Genomic DNA, 15,493 nt, shown 5'->3' with positions numbered 1-15,493 from the left:
GCGGCGGAACCCCTGACGACTCCGTAGCAACCCGCGTCGCCGCGGCGGAACCCCCTGGCGCCTCCGGCCCGCGAGGCGGAGCGTGGAGCCATGCCCTCCTCCTCCACCGGCCCGACCGAGCTCCTCCTCGTCCGCCACGGCGAGAGCCTCGCCAACATCGCGGCGAGCGCCGCCGAGGCCTCGGGGGCGCACCAGATCGCCGTCGACCGCCGCGACCCCGACGTCGAGCTCTCCCCCGCCGGCGAGGAGCAGGCCCGCGCGCTCGGCCGCTGGCTGGCCGAGGAGGCGCGGCCCGCCTCCGCCTGGACGTCGCCCTACCGCCGCGCCTCCGCGACCGCGCGTCTCGCCCTCGGCGAGGCCGGCATCGACCTGCGGCTGCGCCCCGACGAGCGCCTGCGCGACCGCGACCTCGGCGTCACCGACCGCCTCACCTCCGCCGGCGTGCGGGCCCGGATGCCCGAGGAGGCGGCGCGGCGCGAGTGGCTCGGCAAGTTCTACTACCGGCCGCCGGGAGGCGAGGCCTGGACGGACCTCGCGCTCCGCGTCCGCGCCTTCGTCGACCACCTCGCCGTCGCCGCGCCTCCCGGGCCGGCGATCCTCTTCTGCCACGACGCGGTCGTCCTCGTCCTCCGCTACGTCCTCGAGGGCCTCTCCGAGCACGAGCTGCTCGACATCGGCGCCTCGACGCCCGTCGCCAACGGCTCCGTCACCCGTCTCGTCCGCGACGGCGACGCGTGGCGCCTCGAGCTCTTCAACCGCACGTCCCACCTCGAGCGCTCCGGCGCACCCGTCACCCGGCACGACGACCGCGCGGCCGGAGAAGGAGACCCTCATGAGTGACCTCGTCTCCCGCGCCCTGCTCGAGCAGCGCTGGCCCCTCCCGGAGCCCGGAGGCTCGAAGCACTCCCGCGGCGACGTGGTCGTCGTCGGCGGCGCCCGCAAGACGCCCGGCGCCGCGATCCTCGCGGGGATCGCCGCGCTGCGGACCGGCGCGGGTCGCATCACGCTCTGCGTCGCCGAGTCGGTCGCGTCGGCCACCGCGGTCGCGCTGCCGGAGTGCGGAGTGGTCCCGCTCGCGGAGACGCGCACCGGCTCCGTCTCGGGCCGCGGGCTCGACGTCCTGGCCGGCGAGCTCTCCTCCGCCGACGTCGCCCTGATCGGACCCGGCCTGGACGACCCGCGCGCGACCGCCGCGACCCTCCGTGCCCTCGCTCCGCTCCTCGACGACGTGCCGGCCGTGCACCTCGACGCCTTTCCGCTCGGAGTCCTGCCCGGGCAGCGCCGTCTCGCGCGGAGGCTCGCGGGCCGGCTCCTGCTGACCCCGAACTCGGAGGAGGCGTCCCGGCTCCTCGGCGAGGAGGTCGACGACGTCGAGCGGGCCGCCCTCGCGGTCGCCGAGCGCTACGGCGCGGTGGTGAGCCTGTTCAACACCATCGCCTCGCCGGACGGCGACGCGGTGCGGATCGAGGGCGAGCACCCCGGGCTGGCCACCGCGGGCAGCGGCGACGTGCTCGCCGGAGCGACGGCGGGCCTGCGCGGGCGCGGCGTCGATCCGATGGGCGCGGCCTCGTGGGGCGCGTTCCTGCACACGGAGGCGGACACGCGCCTCTCCGCACGGATCGGCCCGGCCGGGTACCTCGCGAGCGAAATCCCGGGGGAGTTCCCCCGCGTGCTGGCGGGCTGAGCGGCGCGGGTGCGCTGAGGACGGCAGTCGTTCCGAGGCGGGCCGGCGGCGCGAGCGCCCCGGACCGAGCCGGCGCCGTGAGCGGCGGCGATCACCGTGACCGCGGCGTCGACCTCAGTGCGCGACGTCGGCGACCGAGAACGCCACTCCCGGCGTGATCAGGATCGAGGTCTCGCGAGGCTCGCCCTCGCCCTGGTTCACCGTGATCCAGCGCGACGCGGAGCCGTCCAGGGCGCGGTCGATGCTCTCGCGCACCTCCGCGGCCGACGTCTCGCTCAGGCTGAACGGCGCTCCGCCGTAGATGATCTCGACGCGCTTCACAGCATGCTCTCCTCGCTCTGACGGGCGGTCCCGTGGGGCTCCTCGCTGATCCGCAGCCCGTGCGCCGTGTGCGAGTCGGCGAGCAGCTGTCGGATCCAGTCCGGGTTGATGTTCGGGGCACGGCCGCCGTGGTACTTGAAGCGCAGCGGGATGGCGGGGTGCAGCCAGATCGACGTGCGTCCGTCGCCGACCGCCTGCGAGTCCTTCCACGAGAAGTAGAAGGACTCGTTGCGCGCGAGCTTCGAGCCGATCACGATCTGCAGGTGCGCCAGCAGACGGTCGTCGAAGTCGGCCTCGAGGGTCGAGTCGTAGATCAGTCGCCCCATCAGGCGGTTCTCCGTTCGGGAAGTCGCCCGTCCGCGAAGGATCGGGCGGAGTCGTGAGTGTCGATCCTACCGGCGCCCCGGATGCTCACCAGGAGTCGTCCTCGCCGTGGAAGTGCGGGATCTCGGTGTCGACGGCGGAGAGGGGCCCGGCGCCGCCGTCCTCCTCGGCCACGGGGTGCGAGACGCCCAGGCGGGCCGTCTCGCGGGTGAAGCGCTCGACGAGCTCCTCGTCGAGCAGCTCCTCGGCTCCGTCGTCCTCGGACTCCGAGAACAGCTGGCTCGCCGGTCCGATCAGCAGCGCCGCCCGTCCGGGCCGGCCGGACTCCTGGCGGATCGGGATGTCGACCGTGATCGACCCCTTGGTGAGCGCCAGCGCCTCCGCGTAGGCCAGCAGCGACCGCGCGATGGCGGTACCCGTCAGCACGGAGCTGCCGGCGTAGTGGATGCGTTCCATGCCTCCTTCCTACTCCTCGGGCGGCCGCCCGGTCAGCGGTTGCGCGGTCGAGGCGGGGAGCGCTAGCGCCGCGTCGATCCGGCGGTCGAGCGCGTCGCGGACGGCCGGCCACTCGGCCGCGAGGATCGAGTGGACGGCCGTGTCGCGCCACGAGCCGTCGGCCCGCCGCTGGTCGTGGCGGAGCACCCCCTCGAACACGGCGCCGAGACGGAGGATCGCGGCCCGCGAGCGCGCGTTCACCGCATCCGCCTGGAGCTTCACCCGCTCGTAGCCGCTGTCGAAGGCGAGCCCGAGCACCAGCCGCTTCGCCTCCGGGTTCACGACGGTGCCCCACGTCTCGGGCGCGTAGGCCGTCCAGCCGAGGTGGGCCGCCTCGCGCGCCTCGTCGAAGTCGGCCAGCGAGGTCGTGCCGACGACGCGTCCCTCCTGCAGCACGGCGAACGGCAGGCCCGTGCCCCAGGGGTAGTAGCGGTCGACGAAGGCGCGGAACTCCTCCGGGGTGCCGGGGAGGCCGGACGGTCCTCCTCCGTAGCCGCCGGCGAACACCTCCGGACGCCCGATCGCCCGCCCGAGCGGCTCGACGTGCTCGACGGCGAGCGGCTCGAGGACGATCGAGCGGCCGACGAGCGTGACGGGACCGGGGCGGCGGGGACTGCTCATGCGATCAGTGTGGGGCACCGTGCCAGCATGGCTCCATGAGCACCGCCGCGCTGTTCGAGTCCGCCGCCGCCGCCCTCGTCGGCCTGCTCGCGCAGGTGCGGGAGGACCAGTGGGAGCAGCCGGGGCTCGGTGTCTGGGACGTCCGCGGCCTCGCGGGACACGCCTCGCGGGCGGTGCTGACCGTCGAGGCGTACCTCCTCGCTCCGGAGCCGCCCGAGCCGACCATCGAGGACGCGCTCGACTACTACGCCGCGCTGGCCGGGAACGTCGCCGACCCCGCGGCGGTGGCGCGGCGCGGGGTCGAGGCGGGGCTGCTGCTCGGCGACAGGCCGGCTCAGGCGCTGGCGGAGGCGGCGGGCCGCGCGGTCGAGCTGGTCGCCGCCCAGCGTCCCGGCCGCCTCGTCGCCGTGGGCGGCCACGCGATCGAGCTGGACGAGTACCTCCGGACCCGGCTGCTCGAGCTGGTCGTGCACACGCTCGACCTCTCGCGGGCCACCGGGATCCCGCACCTGCTGCCCGGCGAGGCCGTCGAGGCGTGCTGCGCGCTGACCGGTGGGCTCGCCGCTCGAGCCGGACGCGGCGAGGAGCTCCTGCTCGCGCTGAGCGGGCGGGAGCCCCTCGCCGCGGGGTTCTCGGTGGTGTGAGGGCGCCGGCCCTCCGGCTGCGGGTTCAGCGCGGCGCCGGCCCTCAGGCCACGGCGAGAGCGGCGACCGGCGACACCTTCGTGGCGCGGCGGGCGGGCAGCACGGCCGAGACGACCGTGATCACGACGCCCACCACGAGCACCGCCACCAGGATCGGCACCGGGACGGTCGGCGGGATCAGTCCGATGCCCGGCAGCGAGCCGAACACCGAGATCGCGCCGCACCAGCCGTAGACGATCCCGAGCACGATGCCGAGCACCGCGGCAGCGATGATCATCTGCGCCGCCTCGAGCACCACCATCGACCGCACCTGCGAGCCGGTGAAGCCGAGCGCGCGGAGCAGGCCCAGCTCGCGCCGGCGCTGCAGCACGCTGAGCGACAGCGTGTTGACCATGCCGACGGCGGCCAGGACGACCGAGAAGCCGAGCAGGACGCTCATCACCGCGGTGCTCACCTGGATGAACTGCTCGAACGCCGCGATCACCTCGGGGTTCGTCTCGCCCGAGCGCTCCATGATCGTGCCGAAGGTGGCGGCGGCGACCGCGAACATCGTGACCAGCGACACTCCGATGACCAGTCCGATGACGGCGCGGGCGCTGCGCGCCGGATTGCGGACGGCGTTGGCGGACGCCAGTCGGGCGACGGGGCCCCGGCCGAAGGCGCGGCCCACGAGGGCCGTGAGCGGAGGGAGCAGGACGGGCGCCCCGAGGATCACGCCGGTGAAGGACGCCATGCCTCCGACCAGCCCGAGGAGGACGCCGCCGGGGTTGGCGAGCCCGAACACCACGCCGGCGGCGAGCAGCAGCGCGCCGACCACGACGAAGACGATCGCCGTGACGTTGCGGGCGTTGCGGCCGCGCAGCTCCTCGTAGCGGGGCTCGGCGGACGATCCGGCGGCCTGCGACGGCGCGACCGCGAGCACGCGGCGCGATCCGGACCACGAGGCGATGACCGTCGAGGCGACCACGGCGATCAGCGGCAGCACGAGGCCGGGCGAGACGAGCGGGTAGTCGAAGCGGGGCAGGGTGCCGCTCCGGATGGCGAGCTCCGCGGCGAGCGCCACGAGAGCGACGCCGGCGACCAGGCCGATCGCCGCTCCGAGGAGCCCCTGCAGGAGGCCCGTGCGGACGATCCCGCTGCGCAGCGACCGGCCGGAGGCGCCGAGCAGGCGCAGCAGGGCGATCTCGCGGGTGCGCCCGGCGATGACGGTCGAGACCGCGTTGGCCGTGACGATCCCGCCGACGAACACCGCGATGCCGAAGAAGACGGCGCCGACCATCCCGAGCATGAGGGCGACCTGGCCGATGCCGTCGATCCCCGCTGCCGCGAAGGCCGCGACCATGTCGGCGATGACCTGCACCAGCACGGCGCCGAACGCCGCGGCGAGTGCGGCGACGGTGACGATGGCGCCCCCGCCCTGGCTCGAGCCCGTGCGCACGCCGCTCACGCCGCGCCCTCCATAGTGAGCATCGCGCGCGAGATCTCCTCGGCGCTCATCCCGCGGCGGTCGTCGACGACGGCCCCGTCGCGGAGGAAGACGATGCGGTCGGCATAGGCCGCCGCGATCGGGTCGTGGGTGACCATCGCGATCGACTGGCCGTACTCGCGGGTGGAGGCCCGGAGCAGGCTGAGGACCTCGCGGCCGGTGCGGGAGTCCAGGTTGCCGGTGGGCTCGTCGGCGAAGATCAGCTGCGGCCGAGTGGCGAGGGCGCGGGCGATCGCCACGCGCTGCTGCTGCCCGCCCGAGAGCTCGTGGGGCCGGTGCGTGAGGCGCTCGCGGAGCCCGAGGGACTCGATCAGCCGGGCGATCCACTGCTCCTCGTCGCCGGTCACGGAGCGGCCGTCGAGCTCGAACGGGAGGCGGATGTTGCCGCGCACGTCGAGCGTGGGGACGAGGTTGAAGGCCTGGAAGACGAAGCCGACGCTGCGGCGGCGGAGCACGGTCAGCTCGGCGTCGCTCATCGAGGTGATCTCGGCGTCCCCGAGGAACACGCGGCCGGAGGAGGCGGTGTCGAGGCCGGCGAGGACGTGCATGAGCGTCGACTTGCCGGATCCGCTGGGGCCCATCACCGCGGTGAACTCGCCCCGCTCGATCGAGAGCGTGACGTCGTCGAGGGCGACGACGGGCGGCGTGCTGCCGTAGAGCTTGCGCACGCCCTCGACGCGCGCCACGACGGAGGAGGTCTGGTTCTGCATGTCCTCGACGCTACGGAGGCACCCGTGTCGCCGGCGTCGTCCGCAGTGGCTCGCGGCGTCATCCCTCCGGCGGACCCGCGATGGTCCTGCGGGGTCAGCGGGGCCGGAGTCCCGCCCGGCGGAGGGCGAGGGCCGCCAGCGCGGCGGTGACGGCGGGGTCGCCGGTCCGCCAGCCCGCGGCGGCGTCCGGGTGCGCGGCGAGGATGTCGCGGGGGGACGCCTGGGTGAGCGCGCGCAGGGCCAGCAGCTCGGTTCCGCCGACGGTCGAGCCGAGGGCGCGCAGCTCGGCGGTCCGGCGGGCGAAGCGGAGCCGGGGCCGGAGCCAGAGCACGGCCAGGAGCAGGAGCGGGAGGCCCCCGACGGCGAGCCCGGCGACCACGGCCAGGGCGCTCGCGAGCTGCTGCTGGTCGCGTCCGGCGGCGGCCAGCACGGAGCCGGCCCCGCTCGCCTCGTCGAACGGCGCGCGCACGGCGTCGCCGAGCAGGGGGATGCCGCCGAGGGTGGTCCCGGCGTCGCTCATGGTCGAGCCGAAGCCGCTGCCGGCGCTCTCGAGCCGACGGCCGATCTCGGCCAGGCCGGCGATCAGCGAGCCGATCGCGATCCCCGCGGCGATCGCCACGACGGCCACGCCGAGAGCGAGGGCGTCGGCCAGGATCTGCCGCGCGCGGACGGCCGGGAGGTCGGCGTAGATCTGCATGCGCCGATTATCCGGCGCGCTCGGCGGCGGGCGTGTCCACACCGGAGGAAGGATTCGTCGAGAGGGCCCGGGATCCGCGTCACTCCGCGAGGTCCCCGACGTTCTTCCTCGGTTGTGAACACGTGGGCCGCCTCCGAGAGGGCTGCCCGGCCCGGCTCCTCGCCGCTTCTAGTCGAGCAGGTCGTGCAGCACGACGACCTGCTCGCGCTCCGGCCCGACGCCGATCGCCGAGAACCGGGCACCGCTCATCGCCTCGAGCGCGCGCACGTAGTCCTGCGCGGTCTGCGGCAGGTCCGAGAACTCGCGGCAGCCGGAGATGTCCTCCTGCCAGCCGGGGAACTCCTCGTAGATCGGCTTCGCGTGGTGGAAGTCGCTCTGCGAGACCGGGACCTCGTCGTGGCGCACGCCGTCGACGTCGTAGGCGACGCAGACGGGGATGGTCTCGAGGCCCGAGAGCACGTCGAGCTTGGTGAGGACGAAGTCGGTGACCCCGTTGATCCGCGCCGAGTAGCGGGCGATCGGGGCGTCGTACCAGCCGCAGCGGCGCGGGCGGCCGGTCGTGGTGCCGAATTCGAAGCCCTGCCGGCGGAGGTACTCGCCCCACTCGTCGAAGAGCTCGGTCGGGAACGGGCCGGCGCCGACACGGGTCGTGTACGCCTTGATGACCGCGATGACGCGGTCGATGCGGTTCGGCGCGACTCCGGAGCCGGTGGCCGCTCCACCCGAGGTCGCGTTGGAGGAGGTGACGAACGGGTAGGTGCCGTGGTCGACGTCGAGCATCGTGGCCTGGCCGGCCTCGAACAGCACCGTTTTGCCCGCGTCGAGCGCCTGCGAGAGGACCAGCGACGTGTCGGCGACCATCGGGCGCAGGCGCTCGGTGTACTGCAGCAGGTCCTCCAGCACCTGCTCGACCAGGATCGCGCGGCGGTTGTAGACCTTCACCAGCAGGTGGTTCTTCTGGTCGAGGGCGCCCTCGACCTTCTGGCGGAGGATGTTCTCGTCGAAGAGGTCCTGGATGCGGATGCCGACGCGGTTGATCTTGTCGGCGTACGCCGGGCCGATGCCGCGGCCGGTGGTGCCGATCTGGCGCTTGCCGAGGAAGCGCTCCGTCACCTTGTCGAGGGTGCGGTGGTAGCTGGTGATGACGTGCGCGTTGGCGCTGACGAGCAGCTTCGACACGTCGACGCCGCGGGCGCTCAGCGCCTCGAGCTCGTGGAACAGCACCTCGATGTCGACGACGACGCCGTTCGCGATGACCGGGACGACGCCCGGGGTGAGGATGCCGGAGGGGAGAAGGTGCAGGGCGTACTTCTCGTCGCCCACGACGACGGTGTGCCCGGCGTTGTTGCCCCCGTTGAACTTCACGACGTAGTCGACGCGGCTGCCGAGGAGGTCGGTGGCGCGTCCCTTGCCCTCGTCGCCCCACTGGGCGCCGGTGATGACGATTGCTGGCATGGCGTGTCCTTCTCGACGGGAGGGGCGGGGGTGGGCGGGTGCGGCGCGGCAGTCGTGCCGCCTCCGCGCGACCAGCCGCTCGATTCTAGCGGAGGGGCCGGAGGACGGCTCCTGCGCTCGGGGTCGACCCGGCGGACTCTTTCGCCGCGGGCCGGCCCCGCGGACTCCCCCCGGCTCCTCGTCGGTCCCGCGGACGCATCGCCGAGCAATGCTCTCGATCCCGTCATGCGCAGTTCACACGCGACGCATAGATTCGAGGACGTTCACACTCCACTCATCACGCGAACAGGACCACGATGCGCAGACTCCGCGCCGCAAGCCTCCTCGCCGTCGTCGCACTCGGAGCCGCCACCGCCGCTCCGATCGCCTCGGCCGCCCCTCTCGACGACGGCGTCGAGCTCACCCTGGTGTCGACGACCGACACGCACGGGCACGTCTACGACTGGGACTACTTCGCGAACGCGCCGTACCCGGCCGACGGTGCGCTCGGCCTCACCCGCGTCGCGACCGAGGTCGACCGCCTCCGCGCCGAGAAGGGCGAGGAGTCCGTGCTCGTCATGGACAACGGCGACGCGATCCAGGGCACGCCGCTCACCTACTACTACGGCCTCGGCGACGGCGCCGCGGGCGTCCTCTCCGGCGAGACGACGCACCCGATGGCCACCGCGTTCAACACCATCGGCTACGACGCGCAGGTCGTCGGCAACCACGAGTACAACTACGGGCTCGACATGCTCAGCGCGTACGAGGGCGACCTGAACGCCCCGCTGCTGGGCGCGAACGTCGTCGACGTCGCCACCGGCAAGCCGTACCACGACCCCTACACGCTGATCGAGCGCGAGATCGACGGGAAGACGGTCACCGTCGGCGTCCTCGGCCTCGTCACCCCCGGCGTCCGCGTCTGGGACAAGCAGTACGTCGACGGCGTCCTCGAGTTCCAGGACATGGTCGCCGCCGCGAAGCAGTGGGTCCCGATCGTGCAGGAGCAGGCGGACGTGGTCGTCGTCCTCGCGCACACCGGCCAGGGCACGGTGCCGGACGCCGAGTACGACGCCGCCGACCTCAACGAGGACGTCGTCAACAACATCGCGACGCAGGTCCCCGGCATCGACGTGGTCGTCGCCGGCCACAGCCACAAGGACCTGCCGCAGACGCTGTTCACCAACGTCGCCGGCGAGCAGGTGCTGGTCACCCAGCCCGAGTTCTGGGCGCAGGGCCTCACCGAGGTCACCCTGAACCTGGTGCCGGACGCCGCTGGCGGCCTCGAGGTCGACTGGTCGGCCGGGAACGCGCCCGTCACGCAGCCCGTCTACGCGAAGGACATCGCCGAGGAGTCGCCCGCACTGGTCGACGCCCTCGCCGAGCAGCACGCCGCCACGATCGAGTACGTGAACACCCCCGTCGCCGACTCGGTCGAGGAGCTCTCGGCCGCGACCTCGCGCTACGAGGACACCCCGATCATCGACTTCATCAACACCGTCCAGGCCGAGACCGTCGAGACGGCTCTCGAGGGCACCGAGTGGGCCGACCTGCCGGTGATCTCGCAGGCGTCGCCGTTCTCGCGCACCGCCGTCTTCCCGAAGGGGCAGGTCAGCATCCGCGACATCGCGGGCCTGTACATCTACGAGAACACCCTCCGCGGAGTGGAGCTGACCGGAGCCGAGGTGCGCGACTACCTCGAGTTCTCGGCCCGCTACTTCGTGCAGACCGCCGAGGGCGCCGTGTTCGACCCCGAGACCGGCACCAACGCGACGACCGAGGACCGCCCCGACGGCATCCCGGACTACAACTACGACGCGATCTCGGGCCTGGACTACGTGATCGACGTCTCCCAGCCCGCCGGCTCGCGGATCCGCGGTCTCGCCCACGCCGACGGCACCCCCGTCGCCGACGACGAGCGCTTCGTGATGGCGGTCAACAACTACCGCCAGAGCGGCGGAGGCGCCTACCCCGCCGTCGCGCAGGCACCGCTCGTCTACGACGAGCGTCTCGAGATCCGCCAGCTCCTCATCGACTGGTCGACCGCCCGCGGCGTGATCGACCAGGCCGACTTCTACGACCCCAACTGGTCGCTGACGACGGAGCCCGCCGCCGAGGTACCGGTCACCCCGGCGCCGACCGAGCCCGGCACCCCGACGGAGCAGCCCACCACCGCTCCGTCGCCGCACCCCACCACCACGGCGGCCTCCGTCGCGGGAGGCTCCGGCCCGGGCTCGCTCGCGAACACCGGCGCCGACGCAGCCGGCCTGATCGGCGGAGCCCTCGTGCTGCTGCTGTCGGGTCTCGCGCTGGTCGTCGCGCGACGCCGCCTCGCGGCCTAGCCGAGCAAGGCACGGGCGGCGGTCGGCGGGGTCTCCCGCCGACCGCCGTTCGTCGTTCCGGAGGATCGCAGGATGATCGGGCCGCGGACCGGCGGCTCAGTCGCCGCGGCGTCGCGATCGGCGGGCCCGCAAGGCCGAGAACGCGCCGGTGGACCAGAGCGCCCAGATCACCAGCAGGGGCTGGAAGACGAGCCGCACCGCGCGCGCCGCGTCCGTCTCGAGGCCGAACGCCGGCGTCCGCGTCACCAGCTGCGAGATGTTCCCCGGGAAGACCGCGACGAAGAACGCGGCCACCACGACTCCCACGATCACGCGCCACCGCACGAGCACGACGAGCGCGAGCCCGAGCGCGATCTCGACGACGCCCGACGCGACGACCACCAGGTCCGGGTCGGCCGGCAGCCACGGCGGGACCTGCGCCTGGAAGGCCTGACGCGCGACCGTCAGGTGCGCCGTGCCGGCCGTGACGAGCACCAGGCCCAGGAGGATGCGGGCGAGAGTGCGCGGGAGGGAGCGGCGTCCTCCGTCGGGCGCTGTGGCGGCGGTCATGCCCCCAGTCTGCGCTCGGAGCCCGCTCGCGCCGACCGCGCGCGCGTTCCGGCGGCGCCCCGTATCCTCGTTACCGCCCCGTCCGCAGACCGTGAAACGAGTTCCATGAGCACCCTGCCCCGCCTGATGGCCTTCGACCTCGACGACACCCTCGCCGCCTCGAAGTCCCCCGTCGACCCGGCGATGGCCGACCTCTTCGTGAAGCTGCTCCAGGCCACCGAGGTGTGCATCATCTCGGGCGGCCAGATCGGCCAGTTCCGGATGCAGGTGCTCGACCGCCTCGAGGGCGCCGACCCCGAGGTGCTCGCGAAGCTGCACCTCATGCCCACCTGCGGCACGCAGTACTACCGGTACGAGAACGGCGACTGGGCGCAGATCTACGCCGAGAACCTCACCGAGGACGAGAAGTCGCGCGCGCTCGCCGCCGTCGAGGAGAAGGCGAAGGAGCTCGGCTACTGGGAGTCCGAGACCTGGGGCCCGATCCTCGAGGACCGCGACTCGCAGATCACCTTCTCGGCCCTCGGCCAGTCCGCGCCCGTCGAGGTCAAGCAGGCCTGGGACCCGGACGGCGAGAAGAAGAACACCCTCCGCGAGGCCGTGCAGGCCGTGCTCCCCGACCTCGAGGTGCGCTCCGGCGGCTCGACGTCGGTCGATATCACCCGCAAGGGCATCGACAAGGCGTACGGGATGAACAAGCTCACCGAGCTGACGGGCATCCCTCTCGACGACATGATCTTCGTCGGCGACCGCCTCGACCCGGACGGCAACGACTACCCCGTCAAGGCGATGGGCGTCGAGTGCTTCGCCGTCGAGGGCTGGCACGACACCGCCGCGTACCTCCGCTCCTACGGCCTGTAGCCGCTCCGCGCGCGAGACGTTCCGGGATCCCCTGCTGCGGCGGGGGATTCCGTGCATCCAGGGGTCGTCGTACGCCCCGGGCGCTGGACGTCGTGGGCGGTGCGCGTCCAGCTGCAGTCAGGCGTCGGAGCTCCCTCGCGGGTCCTGTGCACCCGCGCGTCCAGGCACTGCGCGCGCGGGCACCGTCAGGCGTCCGGTGCTCCGTCGGGGCCTCGGGCACAGCGCGTCCAGGCTCGGCCGGTTCGGGATCTGCGCGTCCGGGCCCTGCGCGTCCCGGCCGCTGTCAGACGTCCTCGTTCAGCGATCCGGACGCCGTGCCGTCGAGGGCGAGGCGGAGCCGTTTCGGCAGGTTCGCGACCACGATCGCGTGCGACTCCTCGATGAGCTCGAGCACCAGCTCGGGCTCGACGGTCCCGCCGGCGTCGACGGTGACCCAGTGCTTCTTGTTCAAGTGGTAGCCGGGCTCGATCCCGTCGACCCCCGCGACCAGGTGCACCACGTTCTCGGGCAGCGCCTTCACGCTCACGACCGGCCGCCCGAACCGCTCCGACTCGAGCGCGAAGACCTTCCCCGCGACCTTCCACACCCGGATCCCCTCCCCGAACGGGAACCCCGCCTCCGCTCCCGGAAGCCCTTCGAGAAGCCGCTCCACCGCCCCGCCGTCCATCCCCCCATCCTGCCGCAGCCCTCTCGCGCCGCCTAGATCACCCGCCACCCGAGGCCGGCCTCGCGCCGAACGCACGTCCGACACCCCAGCGCCCGAGGCGGCTCGTGCCGAAGGCACGGCCCGACCCTCCAGCACCCGCACCACGCTCGTGCCGCAACCACGGCCCGACTCCTCCACCCCGACCCGGCTCGCGCCGCAGGCGCGGCCCCCGTACTCCCCCCGACCAGGCTCGCGCCGCAGGCACGGCCCCCACACTCCCGCGCGAGCAGGCTCGTGCCGCCGGCACGGCCCCCCGCTCCAGCCCCCCGCGGCCGCTCGTGCCCCCGGCACGGCGCCCCGCGCTCGTGCCGCAGGCACGGCGCCCACCCCACCAGCACAGGGCTAGGCGGCGTCCGGGTGCGGTTCTGGCAAGGCGGAGGAGGAAGCCGTAGCGGCGCTACGGCGCCCGACGACAACGCAGCCAGAACTGCACCCGGGCGGCGCCTAGTCGTTGCCGAGGATGATGATGGCGGCGGTAGGGGGTAACGCGTCCTCGTGGTACCGCTCGATCTCCTCGATGGCGATCGGGTCGGCCTGCTGGAGGAACTGGGTGAGGCGGGTGACCTCCTCGGTCTCGCCGAGGGAGTCGGCGGCGCGGCGGAGGGCGTAGAGGGAGAGCAGGAATCCGCGGTTGGGTCCGTGGCGCCAGGGGATGGGGCCCTGGCCGCGCCAGCCGGCTCCGCGGAGGAGGTCGAGGCCGCGGTGGTAGCCGACGCGGGCGTAGGCGTAGGAGGGGAGGGCCGCGTCGATGCCCCAGACGCTGTCGGCGAGCAGTGCCCAGGCCAGCGGGGAGCGCGGGTGGGCGGCGGCGAGGGCGGCGAATTCGACGGCTCCCGGGTTCGCGTGCTTCGCGAGGGCCGCGGTGACCGCGGGCTCGTCGGGGAGGAGGGTCGGTTCGGGGCCCAGCAGGTTCTCGCCACTCATGCCTCCCAGGCTATCCCGCTCGGGGCTGTGCGGGTCCGGGGTCCGGCCGTCCGGCGCACGACGGTCGTCCCTCCACAGGGGCGTCAGCGGAGGGAGCCGGGCGGTTCGCCGGTCGTCGCCGTCGTGCGCGGGGGTGCCGCCGATAGCATCGACCCATGGCGACGAACCGCAGTGAAGTCGAGGCCTGGCTCACGGACATGGACGGCGTGCTGGTGCACGAGAACAAGGCGCTCCCCGGCGCGCCCGAGCTGATCCAGGAGTGGACCGATTCGGGCACGCCGTTCCTGGTGCTGACGAACAACTCGATCTTCACGCCGCGGGATCTGGCGGCGCGGCTGCGCGGGTCGGGGCTGCACGTGCCGGAGGAGCGGATCTGGACGAGCGCTCTGGCGACGGCGGACTTCTGCGCGTCGCAGAAGCCGGGCGGGAGCGCGTTCGTGATCGGCGAGGCGGGGATCACCACCGCGCTGCACGAGGCGGGCTTCATCATGACGGAGACGGCGCCGGACTACGTGGTCGTGGGCGAGACCCGCAATTACAGCTTCGAGGCGATCACGAAGGCGATCCGCCTGATCGTCGCGGGTGCGCGCTTCATCGTCACCAATCCCGATGCGACGGGGCCGAGCGCCGAGGGCGTGCTCCCGGCGACGGGGGCGATCGCGGCGCTCATCACGAAGGCGACGGGCAAGGATCCGTACGTGGTCGGCAAGCCGAACCCGATGATGTTCCGCTCGGCGATGAACAAGATCGGCGCGCACAGCGAGAACACCGGGATGATCGGCGACCGGATGGACACCGACATCGTCGCGGGCATCGAGGCGGGCCTGCACACCGTGCTGGTGCTGACGGGGATCAGCGACGAGGCCGAGATCGAGCGCTATCCGTTCCGCCCGGACGAGGTGCTGAGCGGGGTGCACGAGCTCCTGTCGTCGGAGCCGCTGGAGTCGGAGTTCCCGCCGGATTCAGCGGTCTGAGTCCCGGCGGCCCGGCAGCGGGCCGGGCGCCGGTTCCTGACACGGCACCGCGGCTCGCGGGGGTCAGAAGCGGACGTGCTGCAGCACCCAGGCGTGCATCGCGACGGCTGCCGCCGCCGAGGCGTTGATCGACCGGGTCGAGCCGAACTGCGTGATCTCGAGCACGGCCTCCGAGGCGGCGATCGCCTCCTCCGAGAGGCCGGGTCCCTCCTGCCCGAACAGCAGGAGGCAGCGCTCGGGGAGCCGGTAGGTCTCGAGCGGCACGCAGCCGGGGACGTTGTCGACGGCGAGGAGGGGCACGTCCGCCTCCGCGGCCCACTGCACGAGGTCGGCCACCGTCTCGTGGTGCTGGACGTGCTGGTAGCGGTCGGTGACCATCGCGCCGCGCTTGTTCCAGCGCCGCCGGCCGACGATGTGGACGCCTTCCGCGCCGAACGCATTGGCGCTGCGGACGATCGAGCCGATGTTCATGTCGTGCTGCCAGTTCTCGATCGCGACGTGGAACGGGTGCCGCGTGCGGTCGAGCTCCGCGACGATCGCGTCCATCCGCCAGTAGCGGAAGCGGTCGACCACGTTGCGCGCGTCGCCGCGCTCCAGCAGCTCCGGGTCGAGGCGGTCGTCCTCGGGCCACTCCCCCTGCCAGGGGCCGACGCCGTTCGTGGTGAGCTCCACGGAGGCGGTGGGTCCGGTCGCGGGGGTCGCCTCGTTCTCCTGCACGACGAGC

General features: G+C 73.2%; 18 protein-coding genes. 6 read left to right on the top strand and 12 right to left on the bottom strand.

Annotated features, from left to right (window positions below):
* Nucleotides 1-90 precede the first annotated feature (90 nt).
* Together C5C49_RS09395 and C5C49_RS09390 are read left to right on the top strand one after the other, a co-directional pair.
* Nucleotides 91-840 (top strand): histidine phosphatase family protein, encoded by a 750-nt coding sequence (locus C5C49_RS09395; RefSeq protein ID WP_104346030.1) that lies wholly within the window; start codon nt 91-93, stop codon nt 838-840.
* The gene (locus C5C49_RS09390; RefSeq protein WP_104346029.1) at nt 833-1,684 is read left to right on the top strand and encodes an NAD(P)H-hydrate dehydratase; all 852 of its coding nucleotides are present in this window, start codon (nt 833-835) and stop codon (nt 1,682-1,684) included. Before C5C49_RS09395 ends, C5C49_RS09390 begins: the two co-directional genes overlap by 8 nt.
* Before the next feature lie 114 nt (nt 1,685-1,798).
* Here the strand turns inward: C5C49_RS09390 and C5C49_RS09385 are convergent, their stop codons facing one another.
* From C5C49_RS09385 to C5C49_RS09370, 4 genes are all read right to left on the bottom strand, one after another.
* Nucleotides 1,799-2,005, bottom strand: coding sequence for a hypothetical protein (locus C5C49_RS09385; protein ID WP_104222775.1), 207 nt, complete (start codon nt 2,003-2,005; stop codon nt 1,799-1,801).
* On the bottom strand, nt 2,002-2,331 hold the full coding sequence (locus C5C49_RS09380; protein WP_104222776.1) for an ATP-dependent DNA ligase: 330 nt from the start codon (nt 2,329-2,331) through the stop codon (nt 2,002-2,004). Before C5C49_RS09380 ends, C5C49_RS09385 begins: the two co-directional genes overlap by 4 nt.
* An 85-nt stretch (nt 2,332-2,416) precedes the next feature.
* On the bottom strand, nt 2,417-2,785 hold the full coding sequence (locus tag C5C49_RS09375) for a hypothetical protein (RefSeq protein ID WP_104222777.1): 369 nt from the start codon (nt 2,783-2,785) through the stop codon (nt 2,417-2,419).
* A 9-nt stretch (nt 2,786-2,794) separates the two neighbouring features.
* On the bottom strand, nt 2,795-3,445 hold the full coding sequence (locus C5C49_RS09370) for a GNAT family N-acetyltransferase (protein ID WP_104282711.1): 651 nt from the start codon (nt 3,443-3,445) through the stop codon (nt 2,795-2,797).
* Nucleotides 3,446-3,480: 35 nt separating this feature from the next.
* On the opposite strand from C5C49_RS09370, the gene C5C49_RS09365 reads away from it, so the two are divergent.
* The gene (locus C5C49_RS09365) at nt 3,481-4,089 is read left to right on the top strand and encodes a maleylpyruvate isomerase N-terminal domain-containing protein (protein ID WP_104346028.1); all 609 of its coding nucleotides are present in this window, start codon (nt 3,481-3,483) and stop codon (nt 4,087-4,089) included.
* Between the two features lie 43 nt (nt 4,090-4,132).
* Here the strand turns inward: C5C49_RS09365 and C5C49_RS09360 are convergent, their stop codons facing one another.
* From C5C49_RS09360 to C5C49_RS09345, 4 genes are all read right to left on the bottom strand, one after another.
* Nucleotides 4,133-5,536 (bottom strand): FtsX-like permease family protein, encoded by a 1,404-nt coding sequence (locus C5C49_RS09360; protein WP_104346027.1) that lies wholly within the window; start codon nt 5,534-5,536, stop codon nt 4,133-4,135.
* Nucleotides 5,533-6,285: an ABC transporter ATP-binding protein gene (locus C5C49_RS09355; protein WP_104222781.1), complete on the bottom strand. Its 753-nt coding sequence runs from the start codon at nt 6,283-6,285 to the stop codon at nt 5,533-5,535. Before C5C49_RS09355 ends, C5C49_RS09360 begins: the two co-directional genes overlap by 4 nt.
* A gap of 94 nt (nt 6,286-6,379) precedes the next feature.
* A complete protein-coding gene (locus C5C49_RS09350; RefSeq protein ID WP_104346026.1) occupies nt 6,380-6,982 on the bottom strand; it encodes a hypothetical protein in 603 nt (200 codons plus the stop codon).
* 168 nt (nt 6,983-7,150) lie between these two features.
* Complete coding sequence (locus tag C5C49_RS09345) at nt 7,151-8,437, bottom strand: adenylosuccinate synthase (RefSeq protein WP_104250676.1); 1,287 nt, start codon at nt 8,435-8,437, stop codon at nt 7,151-7,153.
* Nucleotides 8,438-8,733: 296 nt separating this feature from the next.
* On the opposite strand from C5C49_RS09345, the gene C5C49_RS09340 reads away from it, so the two are divergent.
* Nucleotides 8,734-10,758 (top strand): bifunctional UDP-sugar hydrolase/5'-nucleotidase, encoded by a 2,025-nt coding sequence (locus C5C49_RS09340; protein WP_104346025.1) that lies wholly within the window; start codon nt 8,734-8,736, stop codon nt 10,756-10,758.
* A gap of 96 nt (nt 10,759-10,854) precedes the next feature.
* Here C5C49_RS09340 and C5C49_RS09335 read toward each other — a convergent pair whose 3' ends face one another.
* On the bottom strand, nt 10,855-11,307 hold the full coding sequence (locus C5C49_RS09335; protein WP_104346024.1) for a DoxX family membrane protein: 453 nt from the start codon (nt 11,305-11,307) through the stop codon (nt 10,855-10,857).
* 105 nt (nt 11,308-11,412) lie between these two features.
* On the opposite strand from C5C49_RS09335, the gene C5C49_RS09330 reads away from it, so the two are divergent.
* Nucleotides 11,413-12,165: an HAD-IIB family hydrolase gene (locus tag C5C49_RS09330; protein ID WP_104222786.1), complete on the top strand. Its 753-nt coding sequence runs from the start codon at nt 11,413-11,415 to the stop codon at nt 12,163-12,165.
* 283 nt (nt 12,166-12,448) lie between these two features.
* Here C5C49_RS09330 and C5C49_RS09325 read toward each other — a convergent pair whose 3' ends face one another.
* Complete coding sequence (locus C5C49_RS09325) at nt 12,449-12,832, bottom strand: MmcQ/YjbR family DNA-binding protein (RefSeq protein WP_104258040.1); 384 nt, start codon at nt 12,830-12,832, stop codon at nt 12,449-12,451.
* 483 nt (nt 12,833-13,315) lie between these two features.
* Nucleotides 13,316-13,795, bottom strand: coding sequence for a DUF3151 domain-containing protein (locus C5C49_RS09320; RefSeq protein WP_104256003.1), 480 nt, complete (start codon nt 13,793-13,795; stop codon nt 13,316-13,318).
* A gap of 155 nt (nt 13,796-13,950) precedes the next feature.
* On the opposite strand from C5C49_RS09320, the gene C5C49_RS09315 reads away from it, so the two are divergent.
* A complete protein-coding gene (locus C5C49_RS09315) occupies nt 13,951-14,769 on the top strand; it encodes an HAD-IIA family hydrolase (protein ID WP_104225721.1) in 819 nt (272 codons plus the stop codon).
* Between the two features lie 63 nt (nt 14,770-14,832).
* On the opposite strand, the gene C5C49_RS09310 is transcribed toward C5C49_RS09315, so the two are convergent.
* Nucleotides 14,833-15,486: a TrmH family RNA methyltransferase gene (locus tag C5C49_RS09310; protein WP_104282714.1), complete on the bottom strand. Its 654-nt coding sequence runs from the start codon at nt 15,484-15,486 to the stop codon at nt 14,833-14,835.
* Nucleotides 15,487-15,493 lie beyond the last annotated feature (7 nt).

It is taken from the genome of Rathayibacter sp. AY1E2 (assembly GCF_002932325.1).
Taxonomy (GTDB): Bacteria; Actinomycetota; Actinomycetes; order Actinomycetales; family Microbacteriaceae; genus Rathayibacter.
This window is presented reverse-complemented; position numbering and strand designations above follow the sequence as displayed.